29 protein-coding genes are annotated in these 16,209 nt (G+C 62.9%); all 29 read left to right on the top strand.

What is annotated here, in order from left to right:
• The first annotated feature begins 107 nt into the window (after positions 1-107).
• The 29 genes from J8I34_RS26325 (at position 108) to rpsK (ending at position 16,009) form a co-directional block, all read left to right on the top strand.
• Positions 108-1,337, top strand: a complete 1,230-nt coding sequence (locus J8I34_RS26325; protein ID WP_209807355.1) for a dienelactone hydrolase family protein — start codon at positions 108-110, stop codon at positions 1,335-1,337.
• A gap of 82 nt (positions 1,338-1,419) precedes the next feature.
• Positions 1,420-2,208 carry an SDR family oxidoreductase gene (locus J8I34_RS26330; RefSeq protein ID WP_209807356.1) on the top strand — a complete coding sequence of 263 codons (789 nt, stop codon included), beginning with the start codon at positions 1,420-1,422 and terminating at the stop codon, positions 2,206-2,208.
• Between the two features lie 34 nt (positions 2,209-2,242).
• Positions 2,243-3,484 (top strand): styrene monooxygenase/indole monooxygenase family protein, encoded by a 1,242-nt coding sequence (locus J8I34_RS26335; protein ID WP_209807357.1) that lies wholly within the window; start codon positions 2,243-2,245, stop codon positions 3,482-3,484.
• Between the two features lies 1 nt (position 3,485).
• Positions 3,486-3,986 (top strand): flavin reductase family protein, encoded by a 501-nt coding sequence (locus J8I34_RS26340; protein WP_029047582.1) that lies wholly within the window; start codon positions 3,486-3,488, stop codon positions 3,984-3,986.
• Positions 3,987-4,276: 290 nt separating this feature from the next.
• Positions 4,277-4,933: a 50S ribosomal protein L3 gene (gene rplC, locus J8I34_RS26345; protein ID WP_209807358.1), complete on the top strand. Its 657-nt coding sequence runs from the start codon at positions 4,277-4,279 to the stop codon at positions 4,931-4,933.
• Between the two features lie 12 nt (positions 4,934-4,945).
• Positions 4,946-5,566 (top strand): 50S ribosomal protein L4, encoded by a 621-nt coding sequence (gene rplD / locus J8I34_RS26350; RefSeq protein ID WP_029047583.1) that lies wholly within the window; start codon positions 4,946-4,948, stop codon positions 5,564-5,566.
• On the top strand, positions 5,563-5,877 hold the full coding sequence (gene rplW, locus J8I34_RS26355; protein ID WP_006576245.1) for a 50S ribosomal protein L23: 315 nt from the start codon (positions 5,563-5,565) through the stop codon (positions 5,875-5,877). Before rplD ends, rplW begins: the two co-directional genes overlap by 4 nt.
• A 2-nt stretch (positions 5,878-5,879) precedes the next feature.
• The gene (rplB, locus tag J8I34_RS26360) at positions 5,880-6,710 is read left to right on the top strand and encodes a 50S ribosomal protein L2 (protein ID WP_029047584.1); all 831 of its coding nucleotides are present in this window, start codon (positions 5,880-5,882) and stop codon (positions 6,708-6,710) included.
• Positions 6,711-6,732: 22 nt separating this feature from the next.
• Positions 6,733-7,008: a 30S ribosomal protein S19 gene (gene rpsS, locus J8I34_RS26365; RefSeq protein ID WP_029047585.1), complete on the top strand. Its 276-nt coding sequence runs from the start codon at positions 6,733-6,735 to the stop codon at positions 7,006-7,008.
• Positions 7,009-7,017: 9 nt separating this feature from the next.
• Positions 7,018-7,347 (top strand): 50S ribosomal protein L22, encoded by a 330-nt coding sequence (rplV, locus tag J8I34_RS26370; RefSeq protein WP_003271370.1) that lies wholly within the window; start codon positions 7,018-7,020, stop codon positions 7,345-7,347.
• Between the two features lie 9 nt (positions 7,348-7,356).
• Complete coding sequence (gene rpsC / locus J8I34_RS26375; RefSeq protein WP_029047586.1) at positions 7,357-8,154, top strand: 30S ribosomal protein S3; 798 nt, start codon at positions 7,357-7,359, stop codon at positions 8,152-8,154.
• Positions 8,155-8,156: 2 nt separating this feature from the next.
• Positions 8,157-8,573, top strand: coding sequence for a 50S ribosomal protein L16 (gene rplP / locus J8I34_RS26380; RefSeq protein WP_006576240.1), 417 nt, complete (start codon positions 8,157-8,159; stop codon positions 8,571-8,573).
• An 11-nt stretch (positions 8,574-8,584) separates the two neighbouring features.
• Positions 8,585-8,779 (top strand): 50S ribosomal protein L29, encoded by a 195-nt coding sequence (gene rpmC, locus J8I34_RS26385; RefSeq protein ID WP_008642937.1) that lies wholly within the window; start codon positions 8,585-8,587, stop codon positions 8,777-8,779.
• Positions 8,776-9,054 (top strand): 30S ribosomal protein S17, encoded by a 279-nt coding sequence (gene rpsQ / locus J8I34_RS26390; protein ID WP_010812389.1) that lies wholly within the window; start codon positions 8,776-8,778, stop codon positions 9,052-9,054. The genes rpmC and rpsQ overlap by 4 nt, the downstream gene beginning before the upstream one ends.
• 278 nt (positions 9,055-9,332) lie before the next feature.
• A complete protein-coding gene (rplN, locus tag J8I34_RS26395; RefSeq protein ID WP_010812388.1) occupies positions 9,333-9,701 on the top strand; it encodes a 50S ribosomal protein L14 in 369 nt (122 codons plus the stop codon).
• Positions 9,702-9,710: 9 nt separating this feature from the next.
• Positions 9,711-10,019 (top strand): 50S ribosomal protein L24, encoded by a 309-nt coding sequence (gene rplX, locus J8I34_RS26400; protein ID WP_010812387.1) that lies wholly within the window; start codon positions 9,711-9,713, stop codon positions 10,017-10,019.
• 25 nt (positions 10,020-10,044) lie between these two features.
• Positions 10,045-10,587, top strand: a complete 543-nt coding sequence (gene rplE, locus J8I34_RS26405; RefSeq protein WP_010812386.1) for a 50S ribosomal protein L5 — start codon at positions 10,045-10,047, stop codon at positions 10,585-10,587.
• Positions 10,588-10,596: 9 nt separating this feature from the next.
• Positions 10,597-10,902, top strand: a complete 306-nt coding sequence (gene rpsN, locus J8I34_RS26410; protein ID WP_010812385.1) for a 30S ribosomal protein S14 — start codon at positions 10,597-10,599, stop codon at positions 10,900-10,902.
• 27 nt (positions 10,903-10,929) lie between these two features.
• Entirely contained in the window at positions 10,930-11,325 is a 396-nt protein-coding gene (rpsH, locus tag J8I34_RS26415; RefSeq protein ID WP_010812384.1) for a 30S ribosomal protein S8, read from the top strand.
• 10 nt (positions 11,326-11,335) lie between these two features.
• The gene (gene rplF / locus J8I34_RS26420; RefSeq protein WP_209807359.1) at positions 11,336-11,869 is read left to right on the top strand and encodes a 50S ribosomal protein L6; all 534 of its coding nucleotides are present in this window, start codon (positions 11,336-11,338) and stop codon (positions 11,867-11,869) included.
• Between the two features lie 11 nt (positions 11,870-11,880).
• Positions 11,881-12,237, top strand: coding sequence for a 50S ribosomal protein L18 (rplR, locus tag J8I34_RS26425; RefSeq protein ID WP_010812382.1), 357 nt, complete (start codon positions 11,881-11,883; stop codon positions 12,235-12,237).
• Between the two features lie 21 nt (positions 12,238-12,258).
• Positions 12,259-12,777 carry a 30S ribosomal protein S5 gene (gene rpsE, locus J8I34_RS26430; RefSeq protein ID WP_011299302.1) on the top strand — a complete coding sequence of 173 codons (519 nt, stop codon included), beginning with the start codon at positions 12,259-12,261 and terminating at the stop codon, positions 12,775-12,777.
• A 10-nt stretch (positions 12,778-12,787) separates the two neighbouring features.
• Positions 12,788-12,970 (top strand): 50S ribosomal protein L30, encoded by a 183-nt coding sequence (gene rpmD, locus J8I34_RS26435; RefSeq protein WP_010812381.1) that lies wholly within the window; start codon positions 12,788-12,790, stop codon positions 12,968-12,970.
• Positions 12,971-12,989: 19 nt separating this feature from the next.
• The gene (gene rplO, locus J8I34_RS26440; RefSeq protein WP_063241272.1) at positions 12,990-13,424 is read left to right on the top strand and encodes a 50S ribosomal protein L15; all 435 of its coding nucleotides are present in this window, start codon (positions 12,990-12,992) and stop codon (positions 13,422-13,424) included.
• 44 nt (positions 13,425-13,468) lie between these two features.
• Positions 13,469-14,812, top strand: coding sequence for a preprotein translocase subunit SecY (gene secY / locus J8I34_RS26445; protein WP_029047589.1), 1,344 nt, complete (start codon positions 13,469-13,471; stop codon positions 14,810-14,812).
• 23 nt (positions 14,813-14,835) lie between these two features.
• Positions 14,836-15,054 carry a translation initiation factor IF-1 gene (gene infA / locus J8I34_RS26450; RefSeq protein WP_029047590.1) on the top strand — a complete coding sequence of 73 codons (219 nt, stop codon included), beginning with the start codon at positions 14,836-14,838 and terminating at the stop codon, positions 15,052-15,054.
• A gap of 30 nt (positions 15,055-15,084) precedes the next feature.
• A complete protein-coding gene (rpmJ, locus tag J8I34_RS26455; RefSeq protein ID WP_008642959.1) occupies positions 15,085-15,201 on the top strand; it encodes a 50S ribosomal protein L36 in 117 nt (38 codons plus the stop codon).
• A gap of 19 nt (positions 15,202-15,220) precedes the next feature.
• On the top strand, positions 15,221-15,586 hold the full coding sequence (gene rpsM, locus J8I34_RS26460) for a 30S ribosomal protein S13 (protein WP_010812377.1): 366 nt from the start codon (positions 15,221-15,223) through the stop codon (positions 15,584-15,586).
• Positions 15,587-15,610: 24 nt separating this feature from the next.
• Positions 15,611-16,009, top strand: a complete 399-nt coding sequence (gene rpsK, locus J8I34_RS26465; protein ID WP_010812376.1) for a 30S ribosomal protein S11 — start codon at positions 15,611-15,613, stop codon at positions 16,007-16,009.
• The last annotated feature ends 200 nt before the right edge of the window (positions 16,010-16,209 follow it).

The raw sequence follows: 16,209 nt of genomic DNA on the forward strand, positions 1-16,209 counted from the left end.
CGCTGCAGCCGGCGGCTAGTTTGCTGCGGTGCGGAGCCACCATCATGGAAGCCAGCACGGCGGCGCCAGCGGACACCGTCAAGAGACTACGACAAGGAGAGCAGGCCATGGGCCAGACCATCCAGATCCAGACCCCCGAAGGCAGTTTCAGCGGCTATCTCGCCGTTCCCGCGACAGGCAAGGGTCCGGGAATCGTGCTGTGCCAGGAGATCTTCGGCGTCAATGCCACCATGCGGCAGGTCGCCGACTATTACGCCGAAGAGGGTTACACGGTGCTGGTTCCCGACCTGTTCTGGCGCCTCGCGCCCGGCATCGAGCTAACTGATCGCGGCGAGGATTTCCAGCGTGCGCTTGGCCTCTACCAGCAGTTCGACGAAGCCAGGGGCGTGCAGGACGTGGGTGCGGCGCTGGAGACGCTGCGGGCGCGCCCGGAATGCGACGGCCACACTGGCGTGCTGGGCTTCTGTCTGGGCGGCAAGCTGGCTTACCTTGCGGCGTGCCGGCTGCCGGACGTGGCCTGCGCGGTGGCCTACTACGGCGTGGGCATCGAGCACGCGCTGGGCGAAGCCGGCCAGGTGCGGGGCCGCCTGGTGCTGCATATCGCGGAGAAAGACGGCTTCTGCCCACCGCAGGCGCAGGCCGCGATCCGCGAAGCCCTCGCCGGGCGCGACAACATCGAGGTCTATGTCTACCCCGGTGTCGACCACGCCTTTGCGCGCGCTGGCGGCGAGCACTTCGACAAGCCCTCCGCGCTGATGGCGCACCAGCGCGCGATCGCCGCGCTGCGCCGTGAGATGGGGCCGCACTACGATTTCTCCGCGCTGTGGGACAAGCACTGCGAGTATGAATTCGCCACGCGCGACGTTGATGCCACCATGGCGACGATGGTGCCGCAGCCTTATGTGAACCATATCCCGACCATGACCGGCGGCGTCGGCTACGCGCAGCTGCGGCGCTTCTACCAGAACCACTTTGTCCACAGCAATCCGCCCGATACTACGCTGATCCCGCTGTCGCGAACGGTCGGCGCCACGCAGATCGTCGACGAACTACTGTTCTGCTTCACGCATACCTGCGAGATCGACTGGATGCTGCCGGGTGTGCCGCCCACCGGAAGGCGCGTGGAGATTCCGCTGATCGCCGTCGTCAAATTCCGTGGCGACAAGCTCTATCACGAGCATATCTACTGGGACCAGGCCAGCGTGCTGGTGCAGATCGGCAAGCTCGATCCGGCGGGTCTGCCGGTGGCGGGTGTGGAGACCGCGCGCAAGCTGCTCGATGAAACGCTGCCGTCGAACACGCTGATGGCGCGCTGGCAGGAGAGCGAGGGCAGGTAGCGAGCGTTGCAGCATTGAACCCGGAGTGGGCCCGCAGAGGCCCGCCCGGTACCGGACACCGCTGGCAAACAAGGAGACAACAATGAAGGGATTGCAGGACAAGGTAGCCATCGTCACCGGCGGCGCCACACTGATCGGCGCGGGCGTGGCGCGGGCCTTCGTCGAGGCCGGCGCGCGCGTGGCGATCTTCGATATCGACGCCGCCAACGGCGAGCGGGTCGCCGCCGAGCTGGGCAAGGACGCACTCTACATCGCGGCCGACATCACGCAGGACGAGCAGGTCCGCGATGCGGTCAGCCAGGTCGCGCAACGCTTTGGCGGCGTGGACTTCCTGGTCAACCTCGCCTGCACCTATCTCGACGACGGCTTCCGCTCCAGCCGTGCCGACTGGCTGGCGGCGCTCGACGTCAACGTCGTGTCCGGCGTGATGCTGGCGCAGGCGGTGCAGCCGCTGATGCGCGCGCGCGGCGGCGGCGCCATCGTCAATTTCACCAGCATCTCGGCCAACGTCGCGCAGACCGGGCGCTGGCTCTATCCGGTATCGAAGGCCGCCATCGCGCAGCTGACGCGCAACATGGCGATGGACCTGGCGCCCGACCGCATCCGCGTGAACTCGGTCTCGCCCGGCTGGACCTGGTGCCGGCTGATGGACGAGGTCAGCGGCGGCAACCGCGCCCGTACCGATGCCGTTGCAGCCCCATTCCATCTGCTGGGCCGCGTCGGCGAACCCGACGAGGTCGCGCAGGTGGTGCTGTTCCTGTGTTCCGACCATGCCAGCTTCGTGACCGGCGCGGATTACGCCGTCGACGGTGGCTACAGCGCCATGGGCCCGGAGCAGAACGTCCCGGCCATCGGCAAGCTGGCCGGCTGACGCCATCCCCGCATCCAAACCAGGAGACAACATCATGCGCCAACGCATCGCCATCGTCGGGGCCGGGCAGTCCGGCCTGCAAATGGCCCTCGGGCTGCAGGCGGCCGGCTACCAGGTCACGCTGCTGTCCAACCGCACGCCGGATCAGGTCCGCGCCGGCAAGGTCATGTCGAGCCAGTGCATGTTCGACCGCGCCTTGCAGACCGAGCGTGATCTCGGCCTCAACTGGTGGGACGACACCTGCCCGCCGGTCGAGGGCATCGGGCTGGCCGTGCCGCATCCCGAGCAGCCCGGTGCAAAGGTCATCGACTGGGCCGCGCCGCTGGACCGGCCGGCGCAGGCGGTCGACCAGCGGCTGAAGATGCCGGCGTGGATGGAAGCCTTCGCCGAGCGTGGCGGCGACCTTCGCATCGTCGATGTCGGCGTGGACGAGCTGGAAGACCTGGCGCGCGACCACGACCTGGTGCTGCTCGCTGCCGGCAAGGGCGAGATCGTCAGCCGCTTCGAACGCGATGCGCAGCGCAGCCCGTTCGACAAGCCGCAACGCGCCCTGGCGCTGACCTACGTGACCGGCATGGTGCCGCGCGAACCGTTCTCGCGGGTTTGCTTCAACCTGATCCCGGGCGTCGGCGAATACTTCGTCTTCCCGGCGCTGACGCTGTCGGGGCCGTGCGAGATCATGGTGTTCGAGGGCATTCCTGGCGGTCCAATGGATCGCTGGGCCGAGGCGCGCACGCCCGAGCAGCACCTCGCGGAAAGCCTGCGCATCCTGCGCACCTATGCGCCGTGGGAAGCCGGGCGCTGCGAGCATGTGGCGCTGACCGACGACAACGGCATCCTGTCGGGCCGCTTCGCGCCGACGGTGCGCAAGCCGGTGTTGACGCTGCCTTCGGGCCGGCTGGTATTCGGCATGGCCGATGCCGTGGTCGTCAACGACCCGATCACCGGGCAAGGCTCCAACAATGCCGCCAAATGCTGCAAGGTCTACCTCGACGCCATCCTCGACCATGGCGAGCGGCCGTTCGACCGTGACTGGATGGAGCAGACCTTCGCCCGCTACTGGCACTACGCCGGCGATGTGGTGGCCTGGACCAACTCGCTGCTGACTCCGCCGCCGCCCCATATCCTGGCGCTGCTGGGCGCGGCGGGGCAGGCGCCGGCGCTGGCGGCGCGCATCGCCAACGGCTTCGACAACCCGCCAGACTACTTCCCGTGGTGGATGGACCCGCAGGCCTGCCACCAGCTGATCGACCACCATCTGCCGCAGGCTGCCTGACATGGACACCACCAGTCATGCCGCGCCCCTGCTCGATCCGCGCGAGCTGCGCCGGGTTTGCGGCCGCTACGCGACGGGCGTGGCGGTCATCGGTGCCTGTACGGCGCAGCAGCGCCCGGTCGGCATCACCGTCAACTCGTTCGCGTCGCTGTCGCTGGCGCCGCCGCTGATCCTGTGGAGCCTGGCGTCGCACTCGCCCAATGCCGGGCTGTTCGAGCCAGGCCGGCCGTTCGGCGTCAGCATCCTGCGCGCGGGGCACGGCGACCTGGCGCGCCGCTTCGCCACCCCGGCGGCGGACAAGTTCGCCGGCGTGCGCCATACACGCTGCGGCCAGGGCGTGCCCTACCTTGACGAGGCGCTCGCCACGCTCGCGTGCCGCGTCGAACGCGCCGACCCCGTCGGCGACCACCTGCTGATCGTGGGCGCGGTGGAGTCGATCGCGGCGGAGGAGGGCGAGCCGCTGGTCTTCTACGGCGGGGGGTTTGTGCGGGTCGCGGCCTGACCTGCGCGTGCCGGCGGGCGGCGCGTGCCGCCCGCCGCGCCGCCTTCGTGCCAGCTTTTGCGCACATCTGCCTGAATCCTGCGTGCAACACCCCTCGGCAAATCGCAATTGCTTATTGCCCTTTCCTTATGGAGGGGTTATAGTATAAGGCTACCCGTGTCTCCGGGTAGTGGGTTGGCCGTTTTGGCCAGGCGCAGTCCTCTTTAGCGCAGCCCATTCGCGCACAGCGCAAGCACAGTTTTCGTGTATCAATCAGCCCCGGCCAATCGCAGCTGGGAATGGAGCAAACCATGAGCCTTGGCCTTGTAGGTCGCAAGGTTGGCATGACCCGTATTTTCACGGACGACGGTGAAGCGATTCCCGTGACCGTGGTCGAGGTCGGCGACAACCGCGTGACGCAAATCAAGACGGACGAGACCGACGGTTACACCGCGGTTCAAGTCACCTTCGGCGCACGACGCGCAAGCCGCGTCACCAAGCCGCTGGCGGGTCACCTCGCCAAAGCCGGCGTGGAAGCCGGCGAAATCATCCGCGAATTCCGTATCGACGCAGCCAAGGCTGCCGAACTGCAAGCTGGCGGTTCGCTGTCGGTCGACCTGTTCGAAGTCGGTCAGAAGATCGACGTGCAGGGCGTGACCATCGGTAAGGGCTACGCCGGTACCATCAAGCGCTACCACTTCGCCTCCGGCCGTGCCACCCACGGTAACTCGCGCTCGCACAACGTGCCGGGCTCGATCGGTATGGCGCAGGATCCGGGCCGCGTGTTCCCGGGCAAGCGCATGACCGGTCACCTGGGCGATGTCACCCGCACCGTGCAGAACCTGGAGATCGCCAAGATCGACGCAGAGCGCAAGCTGCTGCTGGTCAAGGGCGCCATCCCCGGCTCCAAGAACGGCAAGGTCATCGTTACCCCGGCCGTCAAGGCCAAAGCCAAAGCCAAAGCTTAAGGAGCGCATGTAATGGAACTCAAGCTCCTCCAGGACAATGGCCAGATCGGCGCAGGCGTTGCCGCTTCGCCCGAAGTGTTCGGCCGTGACTACAACGAAGCCCTCGTTCACCAGATCGTCGTCGCTTACCAGGCCAACGCTCGCAGCGGTAACCGTAAGCAGAAGGATCGTGAAGAGGTCAAGCACACGACCAAGAAGCCGTGGCGCCAGAAGGGTACGGGTCGCGCCCGTGCCGGTATGTCCTCGTCGCCGCTGTGGCGCGGGGGTGGCCGTATCTTCCCGAATTCGCCGGAAGAGAACTTCAGCCAGAAGGTCAACAAGAAGATGTTCCGTGCCGGCATGCGCTCGATTTACTCGCAGCTCGCACGTGAAGGCCGTATCAATGTGGTGGACGGTTTCACTGTCGACGCGCCCAAGACCAAGCTCTTGGCCGACAAGTTCAAGGCCATGGGCCTGGACTCGGTGCTGATCATCACCGACAGCCTCGACGAAAACCTCTACCTGGCTTCGCGCAACCTGCCGCACGTGGCAGTTGTCGAGCCGCGCCAGGCTGACCCGCTGTCGCTCGTGCACTACAAGAAGGTGCTGGTGACCAAGGCGGCTGTCGCGCAGATCGAGGAGTTGCTGAAATGACGCAAGTAGCCAAGAACGATCATCGTTTGATGCAGGTGCTGCTCGCGCCGGTGGTTTCCGAAAAGGCAACCCTGGTCGCCGACAAGAATGAACAGGTCGTGTTCGAAGTCGCCCGCGATGCCAACAAGGCAGAAGTGAAGGCCGCCGTCGAACTGCTGTTCAAGGTCGAGGTGCAGTCCGTTCAGATCCTGAACCAGAAGGGCAAGCAAAAGCGCTTCGGCCGTTTCATGGGCCGTCGCAACCACGTGAAGAAAGCTTACGTGTCGCTGAAGCCGGGTCAGGAAATCAATTTTGAAGCGGAGGCCAAGTAATCATGGCACTCGTCAAGACCAAGCCGACTTCCCCGGGTCGTCGCTCGATGGTGAAGGTGGTCAACAAGGACCTTCACAAGGGCGCCCCGCACGCTCCGCTGCTGGAAAAGCAATTCCAGAAGTCGGGCCGTAACAACAATGGTCATATCACCACCCGCCACAAGGGCGGTGGTCATAAGCACCACTACCGCGTGGTCGACTTCAAGCGCAACGACAAGGACGGCATCCCCGCCAAGGTCGAGCGCCTGGAATACGATCCGAACCGCAGCGCCAACATCGCGCTGGTCGTGTTCGCCGACGGCGAGCGCCGCTACATCATCGCCACCAAGGGCATGGTTGCCGGCCAATCGCTGCTGAATGGCTCGGAAGCGCCGATCAAGGCTGGCAACAACCTGCCGATCCGCAACATTCCGGTCGGTACCACGATCAACAACGTGGAAATGCTGCCGGGCAAGGGCGCCCAGATCGCTCGCGCTGCAGGCGGTTCCGCTGTGCTGCTGGCCCGTGAAGGCCTGTACGCCCAGGTTCGCCTGCGCTCCGGCGAAGTGCGCCGCGTGCACATCGAGTGCCGTGCCACCGTCGGTGAAGTTGGCAACGAAGAGCACAGCCTGCGCGTCATCGGCAAGGCCGGTGCGACCCGCTGGCGCGGTATCCGCCCGACGGTGCGCGGCGTTGTGATGAACCCGGTCGACCACCCGCACGGTGGTGGCGAGGGCAAGACCGCTGCTGGCCGCGATCCGGTGTCGCCGTGGGGTACCCCGACCAAGGGCTACCGCACCCGCAGCAACAAGCGCACGGACAGCATGATCGTCCAGAAGCGCCACAAGCGTTAATCGGTAGGTAGGAGCTAAAGATATGACTCGTTCCGCTAAAAAGGGTCCGTTCTGCGACGCCCACCTGCTGAAGAAGGTGGAAGTTGCAGTCAGCGGCAAGGACAAGAAGCCCATCAAGACTTGGTCGCGCCGCTCGACCATTCTGCCGGAGTTCATTGGCCTGACGATCGCCGTGCACAACGGCCGTCAACACGTGCCGGTGTACGTGACGGAAAACATGGTTGGCCACAAGCTCGGCGAATTTGCGATCACCCGCACGTTCAAGGGCCACGCGGCTGACAAGAAAGCGAAGAGGTAAGGTGCCATCATGGAAGTGAAAGCGATTCATCGCGGTGCCCGCATCTCCGCCCAGAAGACGCGCCTGGTCGCTGACCAGATCCGTGGTCTGCCGATCGAGCGCGCGCTCAATGTCCTGACGTTCAGCCCGAAAAAGGCTGCCGGGATCGTGAAGAAGGTGGTCGAATCGGCCATCGCCAACGCTGAGCACAACGAAGGCGCCGACATCGACGAACTGAAGGTCAAATCGATCTACGTCGACAAGGCAACCTCGCTCAAGCGCTTCACCGCACGGGCGAAGGGCCGCGGCAACCGCATCGAGAAACAAACCTGTCACATCACTGTGACGCTCGGCAACTAAGGAGTCACGATGGGACAGAAGATTCATCCGACTGGCTTCCGTCTGGCTGTCAGCCGTAACTGGGCTTCGCGCTGGTACGCCAGCAACACGAAGTTCGCCGGCATGCTGAAGGAAGACATCGAAGTTCGCGACTTCCTGAAGAAGAAGCTGAAGAACGCATCGGTTGGCCGCGTCGTCATCGAGCGCCCCGCCCGCAATGCCCGTATCACCATTTACAGCTCGCGTCCGGGCGTGGTGATCGGCAAGAAGGGTGAGGACATCGAACTGCTGAAGGCCGAACTGCAGCGTCGCATGGGCGTGCCCGTGCACGTGAACATCGAGGAAATCCGCAAGCCGGAAACCGATGCTCAGCTGATCGCCGACTCGATCACCCAGCAGCTCGAGCGCCGCATCATGTTCCGCCGCGCCATGAAGCGCGCCATGCAGAACGCGATGCGCCTGGGTGCCCAGGGTATCAAGATCATGAGCGCCGGCCGTCTGAACGGTATCGAAATCGCACGTACCGAGTGGTACCGCGAAGGCCGTGTGCCCCTGCACACCCTGCGCGCCGACATCGACTACGGCTTCTCCGAAGCAGAAACCACCTACGGCATCATCGGTGTCAAGGTGTGGGTCTACAAGGGTGATCACCTCGGCCGCAATGAAGCGCCGGTGGTGGAAGAGCCGCAAGACGACCGTCGTCGTCGCCCGGGTCGTCCGGAAGGTCGCCGCCGTGAAGGCGAAGGCCGTCCGGGTGGCAACCGCCGCGGCGGTGCCGGTGCCGGTCGTCGCGCTGCGCCTGGCGCAGATGGGAAGAGTGGAGAATAACGATGCTGCAACCTAAGCGCAGAAAATACCGCAAGGAGCAGAAAGGCCGCAACACGGGTAAGGCTACCCGTGGTAACGCCGTGTCTTTCGGCGAATTCGGCCTGAAGGCCATGGGCCGTGGCCGTCTGACGGCTCGTCAGATCGAGTCGGCACGTCGTGCGATGACCCGTCACATCAAGCGTGGCGGCCGCATCTGGATCCGGATCTTCCCGGACAAGCCGATCTCGAAGAAGCCCGCTGAAGTCCGTATGGGTAACGGCAAGGGCAATCCGGAATACTACGTGGCTGAAATCCAGCCGGGCAAGATGCTGTACGAAATGGATGGCGTGAGCGAAGAGCTGGCGCGTGAGGCGTTCCGCCTTGCGGCGGCCAAGCTGCCGATCGCCACCAATTTCGTGGTGCGCCAGGTCGGGACGTAAGGAGAGCAGGGATGAAAGCATCCGAACTTCGCGGCAAGGACGCCGCAGGCCTGAACCAGGAGCTCTCCGAGCTGCTGAAGGCCCAATTTAGCCTGCGCATGCAAAAGGCAACCCAACAGCTGCAGAACACCAGCCAGCTGAAGAAGGTTCGCAAGGACATCGCGCGCGTGCAAACCGTGCTGACTGAAAAGGCGAACGCGAAATGACTGAAGCTGCACAAACGGAAAAGTCGCTTCGCCGCACCCTGGTCGGCCGTGTCGTGAGCGACAAGATGGACAAGACCGTTACGGTCTTGGTGGAAAACCGCGTCAAGCATCCCCTGTACGGCAAGTACGTGCTGCGTTCCAAGAAGTACCACGCACACGACGAAGCCAACCAGTACAAGGAAGGCGACAAGGTCGAAATCCAGGAAGGCCGTCCGCTGTCGCGGACCAAGTCCTGGGTGGTTTCCCGGCTGGTAGAGGCTGCACGCGTCATCTAAGAACAACACGTTCTTAGCTTGACTTGCAAGTCCAGGATTATGTGGCTATAATCCTGGACTTCCGCTTTATTGCGTTCGCCTTAGCAGTACCACCCGGGCGGGCCTGTTGAGCGAGCCAGGGCCAGGCGGCCTCGACGATCTGTCGGGATTGCCAGGTTCCTACCGACTTCAAAGTTGATCAACCCATACGGTGCTGGCGCAAGGCCGGAACCGACGGGACCAAGACTGACCGACGGGCGCTATGGCACCTGGCGGATTAAGTTGGGAAGACAAACACCATGATTCAGACAGAAAGCCGGCTCGAAGTGGCCGATAACACTGGTGCGCGCGAAGTGCTGTGCATCAAGGTGCTGGGTGGCTCCAAGCGCCGCTACGCAAGCGTTGGCGACATCATCAAGGTGACCGTCAAGGACGCAGCGCCGCGCGGTCGCGTGAAGAAGGGCGACATCTACAACGCCGTCGTCGTGCGTACCGCCAAGGGCGTGCGCCGCGCTGACGGTTCGCTGATCAAGTTCGACGGCAATGCCGCCGTCCTGCTGAACAACAAGCTCGAGCCGATCGGCACCCGTATTTTCGGGCCGGTGACTCGTGAACTCCGTACCGAGCGCTTCATGAAGATCGTGTCGCTCGCTCCGGAAGTGCTGTAAGGAGCCGACATGAACAAGATTCGCAAAGGCGATGAAGTCATCGTCCTGACCGGCAAGGACAAGGGCAAGCGCGGTACCGTGCAGGCCGTGCTCGGTGACAAGGTTGCGGTGCAAGGCGTGAACATCGCCAAGAAGCATGCGCGCCCGAACCCGATGCTGGGCACCACCGGTGGCGTGGTTGACAAGGTCATGCCGCTGCATATTTCCAACGTTGCGCTCGTGGATGCCAATGGCAAGCCGTCGCGCGTCGGCATCAAGGTGGAAGACGGCAAGCGCGTGCGCGTGCTGAAGACCACCGGCGCCGTCGTGGCAGCTTGATTCTGGGCACGTTTAGGAGTTGAGCATGGCAGCACGTCTGCAAGAGTTTTACAAAGAACAGGTTGTGCCGAAGCTGATCGAACAGTTCGGCTACAAGTCGGTCATGGAAGTGCCGCGCATCACCAAGATCACCCTGAACATGGGCCTTGGCGAAGCGATCAATGACAAGAAGATCATTGAAAACGCCGTCGGCGACCTGACCAAGATCGCCGGTCAGAAGCCGGTCGTGACGAAGGCCAAGAAGGCCATCGCCGGCTTCAAGATCCGCCAGGGCTACCCCATCGGTGCGATGGTGACCCTGCGCGGCGAGCGCATGTTCGAATTCCTCGATCGTTTCGTCACCGTGGCCCTGCCGCGCGTGCGTGACTTCCGTGGTGTGTCGGGCCGTTCGTTTGACGGTCGTGGCAACTACAACATCGGTGTGAAAGAGCAGATCATTTTCCCCGAAATCGAGTACGACAAGATCGACGCACTGCGTGGTCTGAACATCAGCATCACGACGACGGCAAAGAACGACGAGGAAGCCAAGGCACTCCTCGGTGCGTTCAAGTTCCCGTTCCGCAATTAAGGGGTAACCGTGGCTAAACTGGCTCTGATTGAACGTGAGAAGAAGCGCGCCAAGCTGGTGGCGAAGTACGCCGCCAAGCGCGCCAACCTCAAGGCCATTATCGACGACCAAGAGAAGTCGGAAGAAGAGCGTTACAGCGCGCGTCTCGAGCTGCAACAGCTCCCGCGCAACGCGAACCCGACTCGCCAGCGCAACCGCTGCGCGATCACCGGTCGTCCCCGCGGTACCTTCCGCAAGTTTGGCCTGGCGCGTAACAAGATCCGCGAAATCGCCTTCAAGGGCGAAATCCCGGGTCTGACGAAAGCCAGCTGGTAATTACGCACAGGCTACAGGAGAAACAGTATGAGCATGAGCGATCCTATCGCCGATATGCTGACGCGCATCCGCAACGCCCAGGGCGTGCAGAAGGCGTCGGTTGTCATGCCGTCGTCGAAGCTGAAAGTGGCAATCGCCAAGGTCCTGAAGGACGAAGGCTACATCGACGACTACGCCGTCCAGGAAGATGGCGGCAAGGCACAACTGAGCATCGGCCTGAAGTACTACGCCGGCCGTCCGGTGATCGAGCGCATCGAGCGCGTCTCGAAGCCCGGCCTGCGCGTGTACAAGGGCCGCAGCGACATTCCGCAAGTGATGAACGGCCTGGGTGTGGCGATCATCTCGACCCCGCAGGGTCTGATGACCGACCGCAAGGCTCGCGCCACCGGCGTGGGCGGCGAAGTTCTCTGCTACGTCGCTTAAGGAGAGAACCATGTCCCGTGTAGGTAAGGCTCCCATCGCGCTCCCCAAGGGCGCGGAAGTGAACGTGGCTGCTGGCGTGCTCTCCGTGAAGGGTCCGCTGGGTACGCTGTCGCTGCCGATTCACAGCTTGGTCAAGGTCAATGTCGAGAATGACACGCTGACCTTCTCGCCGGCTGACGAGTCGCGTGAAGCAAACGCCCTGCAAGGCACCATGCGCGCCCTGGTGGCGAACATGGTCAAGGGCGTGACCACCGGTTTCGAGCGCAAGCTGAACCTCGTTGGCGTGGGCTACCGTGCCCAGCTGCAAGGCGCTGCGCTGAAGCTCCAGCTTGGTTTCTCGCACGACGTGATCCATGAGATGCCGGAAGGCGTGACGGCGGCAACGCCCACGCAGACCGAGATCATCATCAAGGGTGCGGACAAGCAGAAAGTCGGTCAGGTTGCCGCGGAAGTCCGCGCGTACCGTCCGCCCGAGCCCTACAAGGGCAAGGGTGTGCGTTACAGCGACGAGCGCGTCATCCTGAAGGAAACCAAGAAGAAGTAAGGGGTGCAATGATGAACAAGAAAGACGCTCGTTTGCGCCGTGCACGTCAGACCCGCGCCAAGATCGCGGAGATGAAAGTCAATCGTCTGACCGTGTTCCGTACGAATTCGCATATTTACGCCCAGGTTTTCTCGGAGTGCGGCACCAAGGTGCTGGCTTCCGCGTCGACCGCCGAGGTGGAAGTGCGCAAGGAACTGGATGGCAAGGGCGCTACCGCCGCTGCCGCCACCGTGGTTGGCAAGCGCATCGCCGAGAAGGCGAAGGCTGCCGGCGTGGAAACCGTCGCGTTCGATCGCGCCGGCTTCCGTTTCCATGGCCGCGTGAAGGCCCTGGCAGACGCCGCCCGCGAAGCCGGCCTGAAGTTCTAAGCGCATAGAGAGAGATACGTCATGGCAAAGATGCAAGCAAAAGTCCAACAGGACGAACGCGACGACGGCCTCCGCGAGAAGATGATCTCGGTCAACCGTGTCACCAAGGTGGTGAAGGGTGGCCGGATTCTCGGTTTCGCAGCGCTGACCGTGGTTGGTGACGGCGATGGCCGCATCGGCATGGGCAAGGGCAAGGCCAAGGAAGTGCCGGTTGCTGTTCAGAAGGCAATGGACGAAGCCCGTCGCAAGATGGTCAAGGTCTCGCTGAAGAACGGCACGCTGCAACACGAAGTCGTTGGCAAGCACGGCGCCGCCAAGGTGCTGATGATGCCCGCCAAGGAAGGTACCGGCGTGATCGCCGGCGGCCCGATGCGCGCGATCTTCGAAGTGATGGGCGTCACCAACGTGGTGACCAAGTCGCACGGCTCCACCAACCCGTACAACATGGTTCGCGCCACGCTGGACGGCCTTCAGAAGATGAGCACGCCGAGCGAAATCGCCGCGAAGCGTGGCAAGTCGGTCGAAGACATCCTGGGTTAAGGTGAACGCAATGTCGCAGAAAACCGTAAAAGTGCAACTCGTGCGCAGCCTGATCGGCACGCGCGAGGATCATCGCGCCACCGTGCGTGGCCTGGGCCTGCGCCGCATCAACTCGGTGTCGGAGCTGCAGGACACGCCCGCCGTGCGCGGCATGATCAACAAGGTCTCGTACCTGGTCAAGGTTCTGGCCTGATCGGGACTTGGAGAGCAAGATGCAACTGAACAACCTGAAACCGGCTGCCGGTTCGAAGCACGCCAAGCGTCGCGTCGGCCGCGGTATCGGCTCCGGCCTGGGCAAGACCGCCGGTCGCGGTCACAAGGGTCAGAAGTCGCGTTCGGGCGGCTTCCACAAGGTGGGCTTCGAAGGCGGCCAGATGCCGCTGTATCGTCGCCTGCCGAAGCGCGGCTTCACCTCGCTGACCAAGGCGTTCACCGCCGAAGTCACGCTGCGTGACATCGAGCGCCTGGAAGCGGCCGAAGTCGACCTGCTGGTTCTGAAGCAGGCTGGCCTGGTCAGCGACCTGGTCAAGAGCGCCAAGGTCATCAAGGCCGGCGAGCTGACCCGCAAGGTAACGATCAAGGGTCTGGGCGCCACCGCTGGCGCCAAGGCCGCGATCGAAGCCGCCGGCGGCCAGATCGCAGCCTGACAAGGCATTTATCGCAGCATAGGCAGTTATAGTCGGAGCATCGTTTGGCCACGGCGAAACCCAATGCAAGCGCGCAAGCCAGGAACACGGCGAAGTACGGCGACCTCAAGCGCCGGTTGATGTTCCTGGTGCTGGCCCTGATCGTGTACCGCATCGGCGCTCATATTCCGGTGCCCGGTATCGATCCGGAGCAGCTTGCGAAGCTTTTCCAGAGTCAGTCGGGTGGCATCCTCGGGATGTTCAACCTGTTCTCGGGCGGGGCGCTGTCGCGCTTTACCGTCTTCGCGCTCGGCATCATGCCGTACATCTCGGCGTCGATCATCATGCAATTGCTGACGATCGTGCTGCCGCAGCTGGAGTCGCTGAAGAAGGAAGGGCAGGCAGGCCAGCGCAAGATCACGCAGTACACGCGCTACGGCACCGTGGTCCTGGCCACGTTCCAGGCGCTGTCGATTGCGGTGGCGCTGGAGTCGCAGCCTGGGCTGGTGCTCGATCCTGGCCTGATGTTCCGGGCCACGGCGGTGATCACGCTGGTGACCGGCACGATGTTCCTGATGTGGCTGGGTGAGCAGATCACCGAGCGGGGTCTCGGCAACGGCATCTCGATCATCATCTTCGGCGGTATCGCGGCGGGCCTGCCCAACGCGATCGGCGGACTGTTCGAACTGGTCCGCACGGGTTCCATGAGCATCATCGCGGCGATCTTCATCGTGGCGATCGTGATCGGTGTGACCTTCGCCGTGGTGTTCGTCGAGCGGGGCCAGCGCAAGATCCTGGTGAACTATGCCAAGCGTCAGGTCGGCAACAAGGTGTATGGCGGCCAGTCGTCGCACCTGCCGCTGAAGCTGAACATGGCAGGGGTGATTCCGCCGATCTTCGCATCGTCGATCATCCTGTTCCCGGCAACGATCGCGGGCTGGTTCACGTCTGACGCGACCGGCTCGGTGGGTGGGTTCATCAAGGACCTGGCTGCCACGCTGTCGCCGGGCCAGCCGGTCTACATCCTGCTGTACGCTGCTGCGATTGTATTTTTCTGCTTCTTCTACACGGCCCTGGTCTACAACAGCCGTGAAGTGGCAGACAACCTGAAGAAAAGCGGTGCCTTCATTCCGGGCATTCGTCCGGGCGAGCAGACGACGCGCTATATCGACAAGATCCTGGTGCGTTTGACGCTGGCTGGTGCGATCTACATCACACTGGTCTGCCTGTTGCCGGAATTCCTGGTGCTGCGCTGGAACGTTCCGTTCTATTTCGGCGGAACCTCCCTGCTGATCATCGTGGTCGTCACGATGGACTTCATGGCTCAGGTTCAGTCCTATGTCATGTCGCAGCAGTATGAGTCGCTGCTGAAGAAGGCGAATTTCAAGGGCAATCTGACCTTGCGCTGACTTCGGATCGGTACAGGCTAGGTATGGCTAAAGACGACGTCATCCAGATGCAGGGCGAGGTCCTGGAAAACCTGCCCAATGCGACGTTCCGAGTCAAGCTGGAGAATGGCCATGTAGTCCTGGGGCATATCTCCGGCAAGATGAGAATGCACTACATCCGGATCCTTCCGGGTGACAAGGTGACGGTCGAGCTGACCCCATATGATCTGTCGCGCGCACGAATCGTCTTCCGGACGAAGTGAGCGAACAGGAATTGAAGGAAGAGGAAAATTATGAAAGTGCTGGCTTCTGTTAAGCGCATTTGCCGCAACTGCAAAATCATCAAGCGCAACGGTGTCGTGCGCGTGATCTGCTCGTCGGATCCCCGCCACAAGCAACGCCAAGGCTAATCGGAAAGAGGATTGACGAATGGCACGTATCGCAGGGGTTAACATCCCGAACCACAAGCACACCGAAATCGGCCTGACGGCCATTTATGGTGTCGGCCGCTCGCGCGCTCGCAAGATTTGCGAGGCCACCGGTGTACCGTTTGACAAGAAGGTCAAGGATCTGACCGACGCCGACCTGGAAAAGCTTCGTGACGAAGTGGGCAAGGTCACGGTCGAGGGTGACCTGCGTCGTGAAACCACGATGAACATCAAGCGTCTGATGGACCTTGGTTGCTATCGTGGCATGCGTCACCGCAAGGGCCTGCCCATGCGCGGTCAGCGTACCCGTACCAACGCCCGTACCCGCAAGGGTCCGCGCAAGGCCGGCGTGGCTCTGAAGAAGTAAAGCCGAAGGCAGAGGAAGAAACTAATGGCAAAAGGTCCGAATAACGCCGCTCGCGCGCGTAAGAAGGTAAAGAAGAACGTTGCCGACGGCATTGCGCACGTCCACGCCTCGTTCAACAACACCATCATCACGATCACCGACCGTCAGGGCAATGCTCTGTCGTGGGCGACCGCCGGTGGCCAGGGCTTCAAGGGTTCGCGTAAGTCGACCCCGTTCGCTGCCCAGGTTGCTGCCGAAAACGCCGGCCGCGTGGCGCAAGACCAGGGCATCAAGAACCTGGAAGTGCGCATCAAGGGCCCCGGCCCTGGCCGTGAGTCGGCTGTCCGCGCGCTGAACGCGCTGGGCATCAAGATCGCGATCATCGAAGACGTCACGCCGATTCCGCATAACGGCTGCCGTCCGCCGAAGCGCCGCCGCATCTAAGCGCTGGCGTTGTCCGGGCCCGGCGGGTTTACCTGCCGGTTTCGGATATGGTAGTATCGCGCGTTGACCTGCTGCATTTGATGCGGCAGGTTTTCGTTTTGCATCGACGGGATGTCGCATAAAGCACATCCGGTGGTCGATGTACTGTAAATGCTTTCAGCGTCGCACCCGGCCACATCCGGCCAGGACGCGCTTCATAA

Origin of the sequence: Cupriavidus phytohabitans (assembly GCF_017815025.1) — a bacterium.
Classification (GTDB): Bacteria; Pseudomonadota; Gammaproteobacteria; order Burkholderiales; family Burkholderiaceae; genus Cupriavidus.

Excerpts from the sequence above, each read along its gene's own strand:
- rpsC (WP_029047586.1), top strand. The coding sequence starts at position 7,357 with ATGGGACAGAAGATTCATCCGACTGGCTTCCGTCTGGCTGTCAGCCGT.
- rpsQ (WP_010812389.1), top strand. The coding sequence starts at position 8,776 with ATGACTGAAGCTGCACAAACGGAAAAGTCGCTTCGCCGCACCCTGGTC.
- rpmC (WP_008642937.1), top strand. The coding sequence starts at position 8,585 with ATGAAAGCATCCGAACTTCGCGGCAAGGACGCCGCAGGCCTGAACCAG.
- rpsK (WP_010812376.1), top strand. The coding sequence starts at position 15,611 with ATGGCAAAAGGTCCGAATAACGCCGCTCGCGCGCGTAAGAAGGTAAAG.
- rplR (WP_010812382.1), top strand. The coding sequence starts at position 11,881 with ATGAACAAGAAAGACGCTCGTTTGCGCCGTGCACGTCAGACCCGCGCC.
- rpmD (WP_010812381.1), top strand. The coding sequence starts at position 12,788 with ATGTCGCAGAAAACCGTAAAAGTGCAACTCGTGCGCAGCCTGATCGGC.
- J8I34_RS26325 (WP_209807355.1), top strand. The coding sequence starts at position 108 with ATGGGCCAGACCATCCAGATCCAGACCCCCGAAGGCAGTTTCAGCGGC.
- infA (WP_029047590.1), top strand. The coding sequence starts at position 14,836 with ATGGCTAAAGACGACGTCATCCAGATGCAGGGCGAGGTCCTGGAAAAC.
- rplW (WP_006576245.1), top strand. The coding sequence starts at position 5,563 with ATGACGCAAGTAGCCAAGAACGATCATCGTTTGATGCAGGTGCTGCTC.
- rplN (WP_010812388.1), top strand. The coding sequence starts at position 9,333 with ATGATTCAGACAGAAAGCCGGCTCGAAGTGGCCGATAACACTGGTGCG.
- rpsH (WP_010812384.1), top strand. The coding sequence starts at position 10,930 with ATGAGCATGAGCGATCCTATCGCCGATATGCTGACGCGCATCCGCAAC.
- rpsE (WP_011299302.1), top strand. The coding sequence starts at position 12,259 with ATGGCAAAGATGCAAGCAAAAGTCCAACAGGACGAACGCGACGACGGC.
- rplB (WP_029047584.1), top strand. The coding sequence starts at position 5,880 with ATGGCACTCGTCAAGACCAAGCCGACTTCCCCGGGTCGTCGCTCGATG.
- rplD (WP_029047583.1), top strand. The coding sequence starts at position 4,946 with ATGGAACTCAAGCTCCTCCAGGACAATGGCCAGATCGGCGCAGGCGTT.
- rplF (WP_209807359.1), top strand. The coding sequence starts at position 11,336 with ATGTCCCGTGTAGGTAAGGCTCCCATCGCGCTCCCCAAGGGCGCGGAA.
- rpsM (WP_010812377.1), top strand. The coding sequence starts at position 15,221 with ATGGCACGTATCGCAGGGGTTAACATCCCGAACCACAAGCACACCGAA.
- rplC (WP_209807358.1), top strand. The coding sequence starts at position 4,277 with ATGAGCCTTGGCCTTGTAGGTCGCAAGGTTGGCATGACCCGTATTTTC.
- J8I34_RS26330 (WP_209807356.1), top strand. The coding sequence starts at position 1,420 with ATGAAGGGATTGCAGGACAAGGTAGCCATCGTCACCGGCGGCGCCACA.
- rplX (WP_010812387.1), top strand. The coding sequence starts at position 9,711 with ATGAACAAGATTCGCAAAGGCGATGAAGTCATCGTCCTGACCGGCAAG.
- rpsS (WP_029047585.1), top strand. The coding sequence starts at position 6,733 with ATGACTCGTTCCGCTAAAAAGGGTCCGTTCTGCGACGCCCACCTGCTG.
- J8I34_RS26335 (WP_209807357.1), top strand. The coding sequence starts at position 2,243 with ATGCGCCAACGCATCGCCATCGTCGGGGCCGGGCAGTCCGGCCTGCAA.
- rplV (WP_003271370.1), top strand. The coding sequence starts at position 7,018 with ATGGAAGTGAAAGCGATTCATCGCGGTGCCCGCATCTCCGCCCAGAAG.
- rplO (WP_063241272.1), top strand. The coding sequence starts at position 12,990 with ATGCAACTGAACAACCTGAAACCGGCTGCCGGTTCGAAGCACGCCAAG.
- J8I34_RS26340 (WP_029047582.1), top strand. The coding sequence starts at position 3,486 with ATGGACACCACCAGTCATGCCGCGCCCCTGCTCGATCCGCGCGAGCTG.
- rplP (WP_006576240.1), top strand. The coding sequence starts at position 8,157 with ATGCTGCAACCTAAGCGCAGAAAATACCGCAAGGAGCAGAAAGGCCGC.
- rplE (WP_010812386.1), top strand. The coding sequence starts at position 10,045 with ATGGCAGCACGTCTGCAAGAGTTTTACAAAGAACAGGTTGTGCCGAAG.
- rpmJ (WP_008642959.1), top strand. The coding sequence starts at position 15,085 with ATGAAAGTGCTGGCTTCTGTTAAGCGCATTTGCCGCAACTGCAAAATC.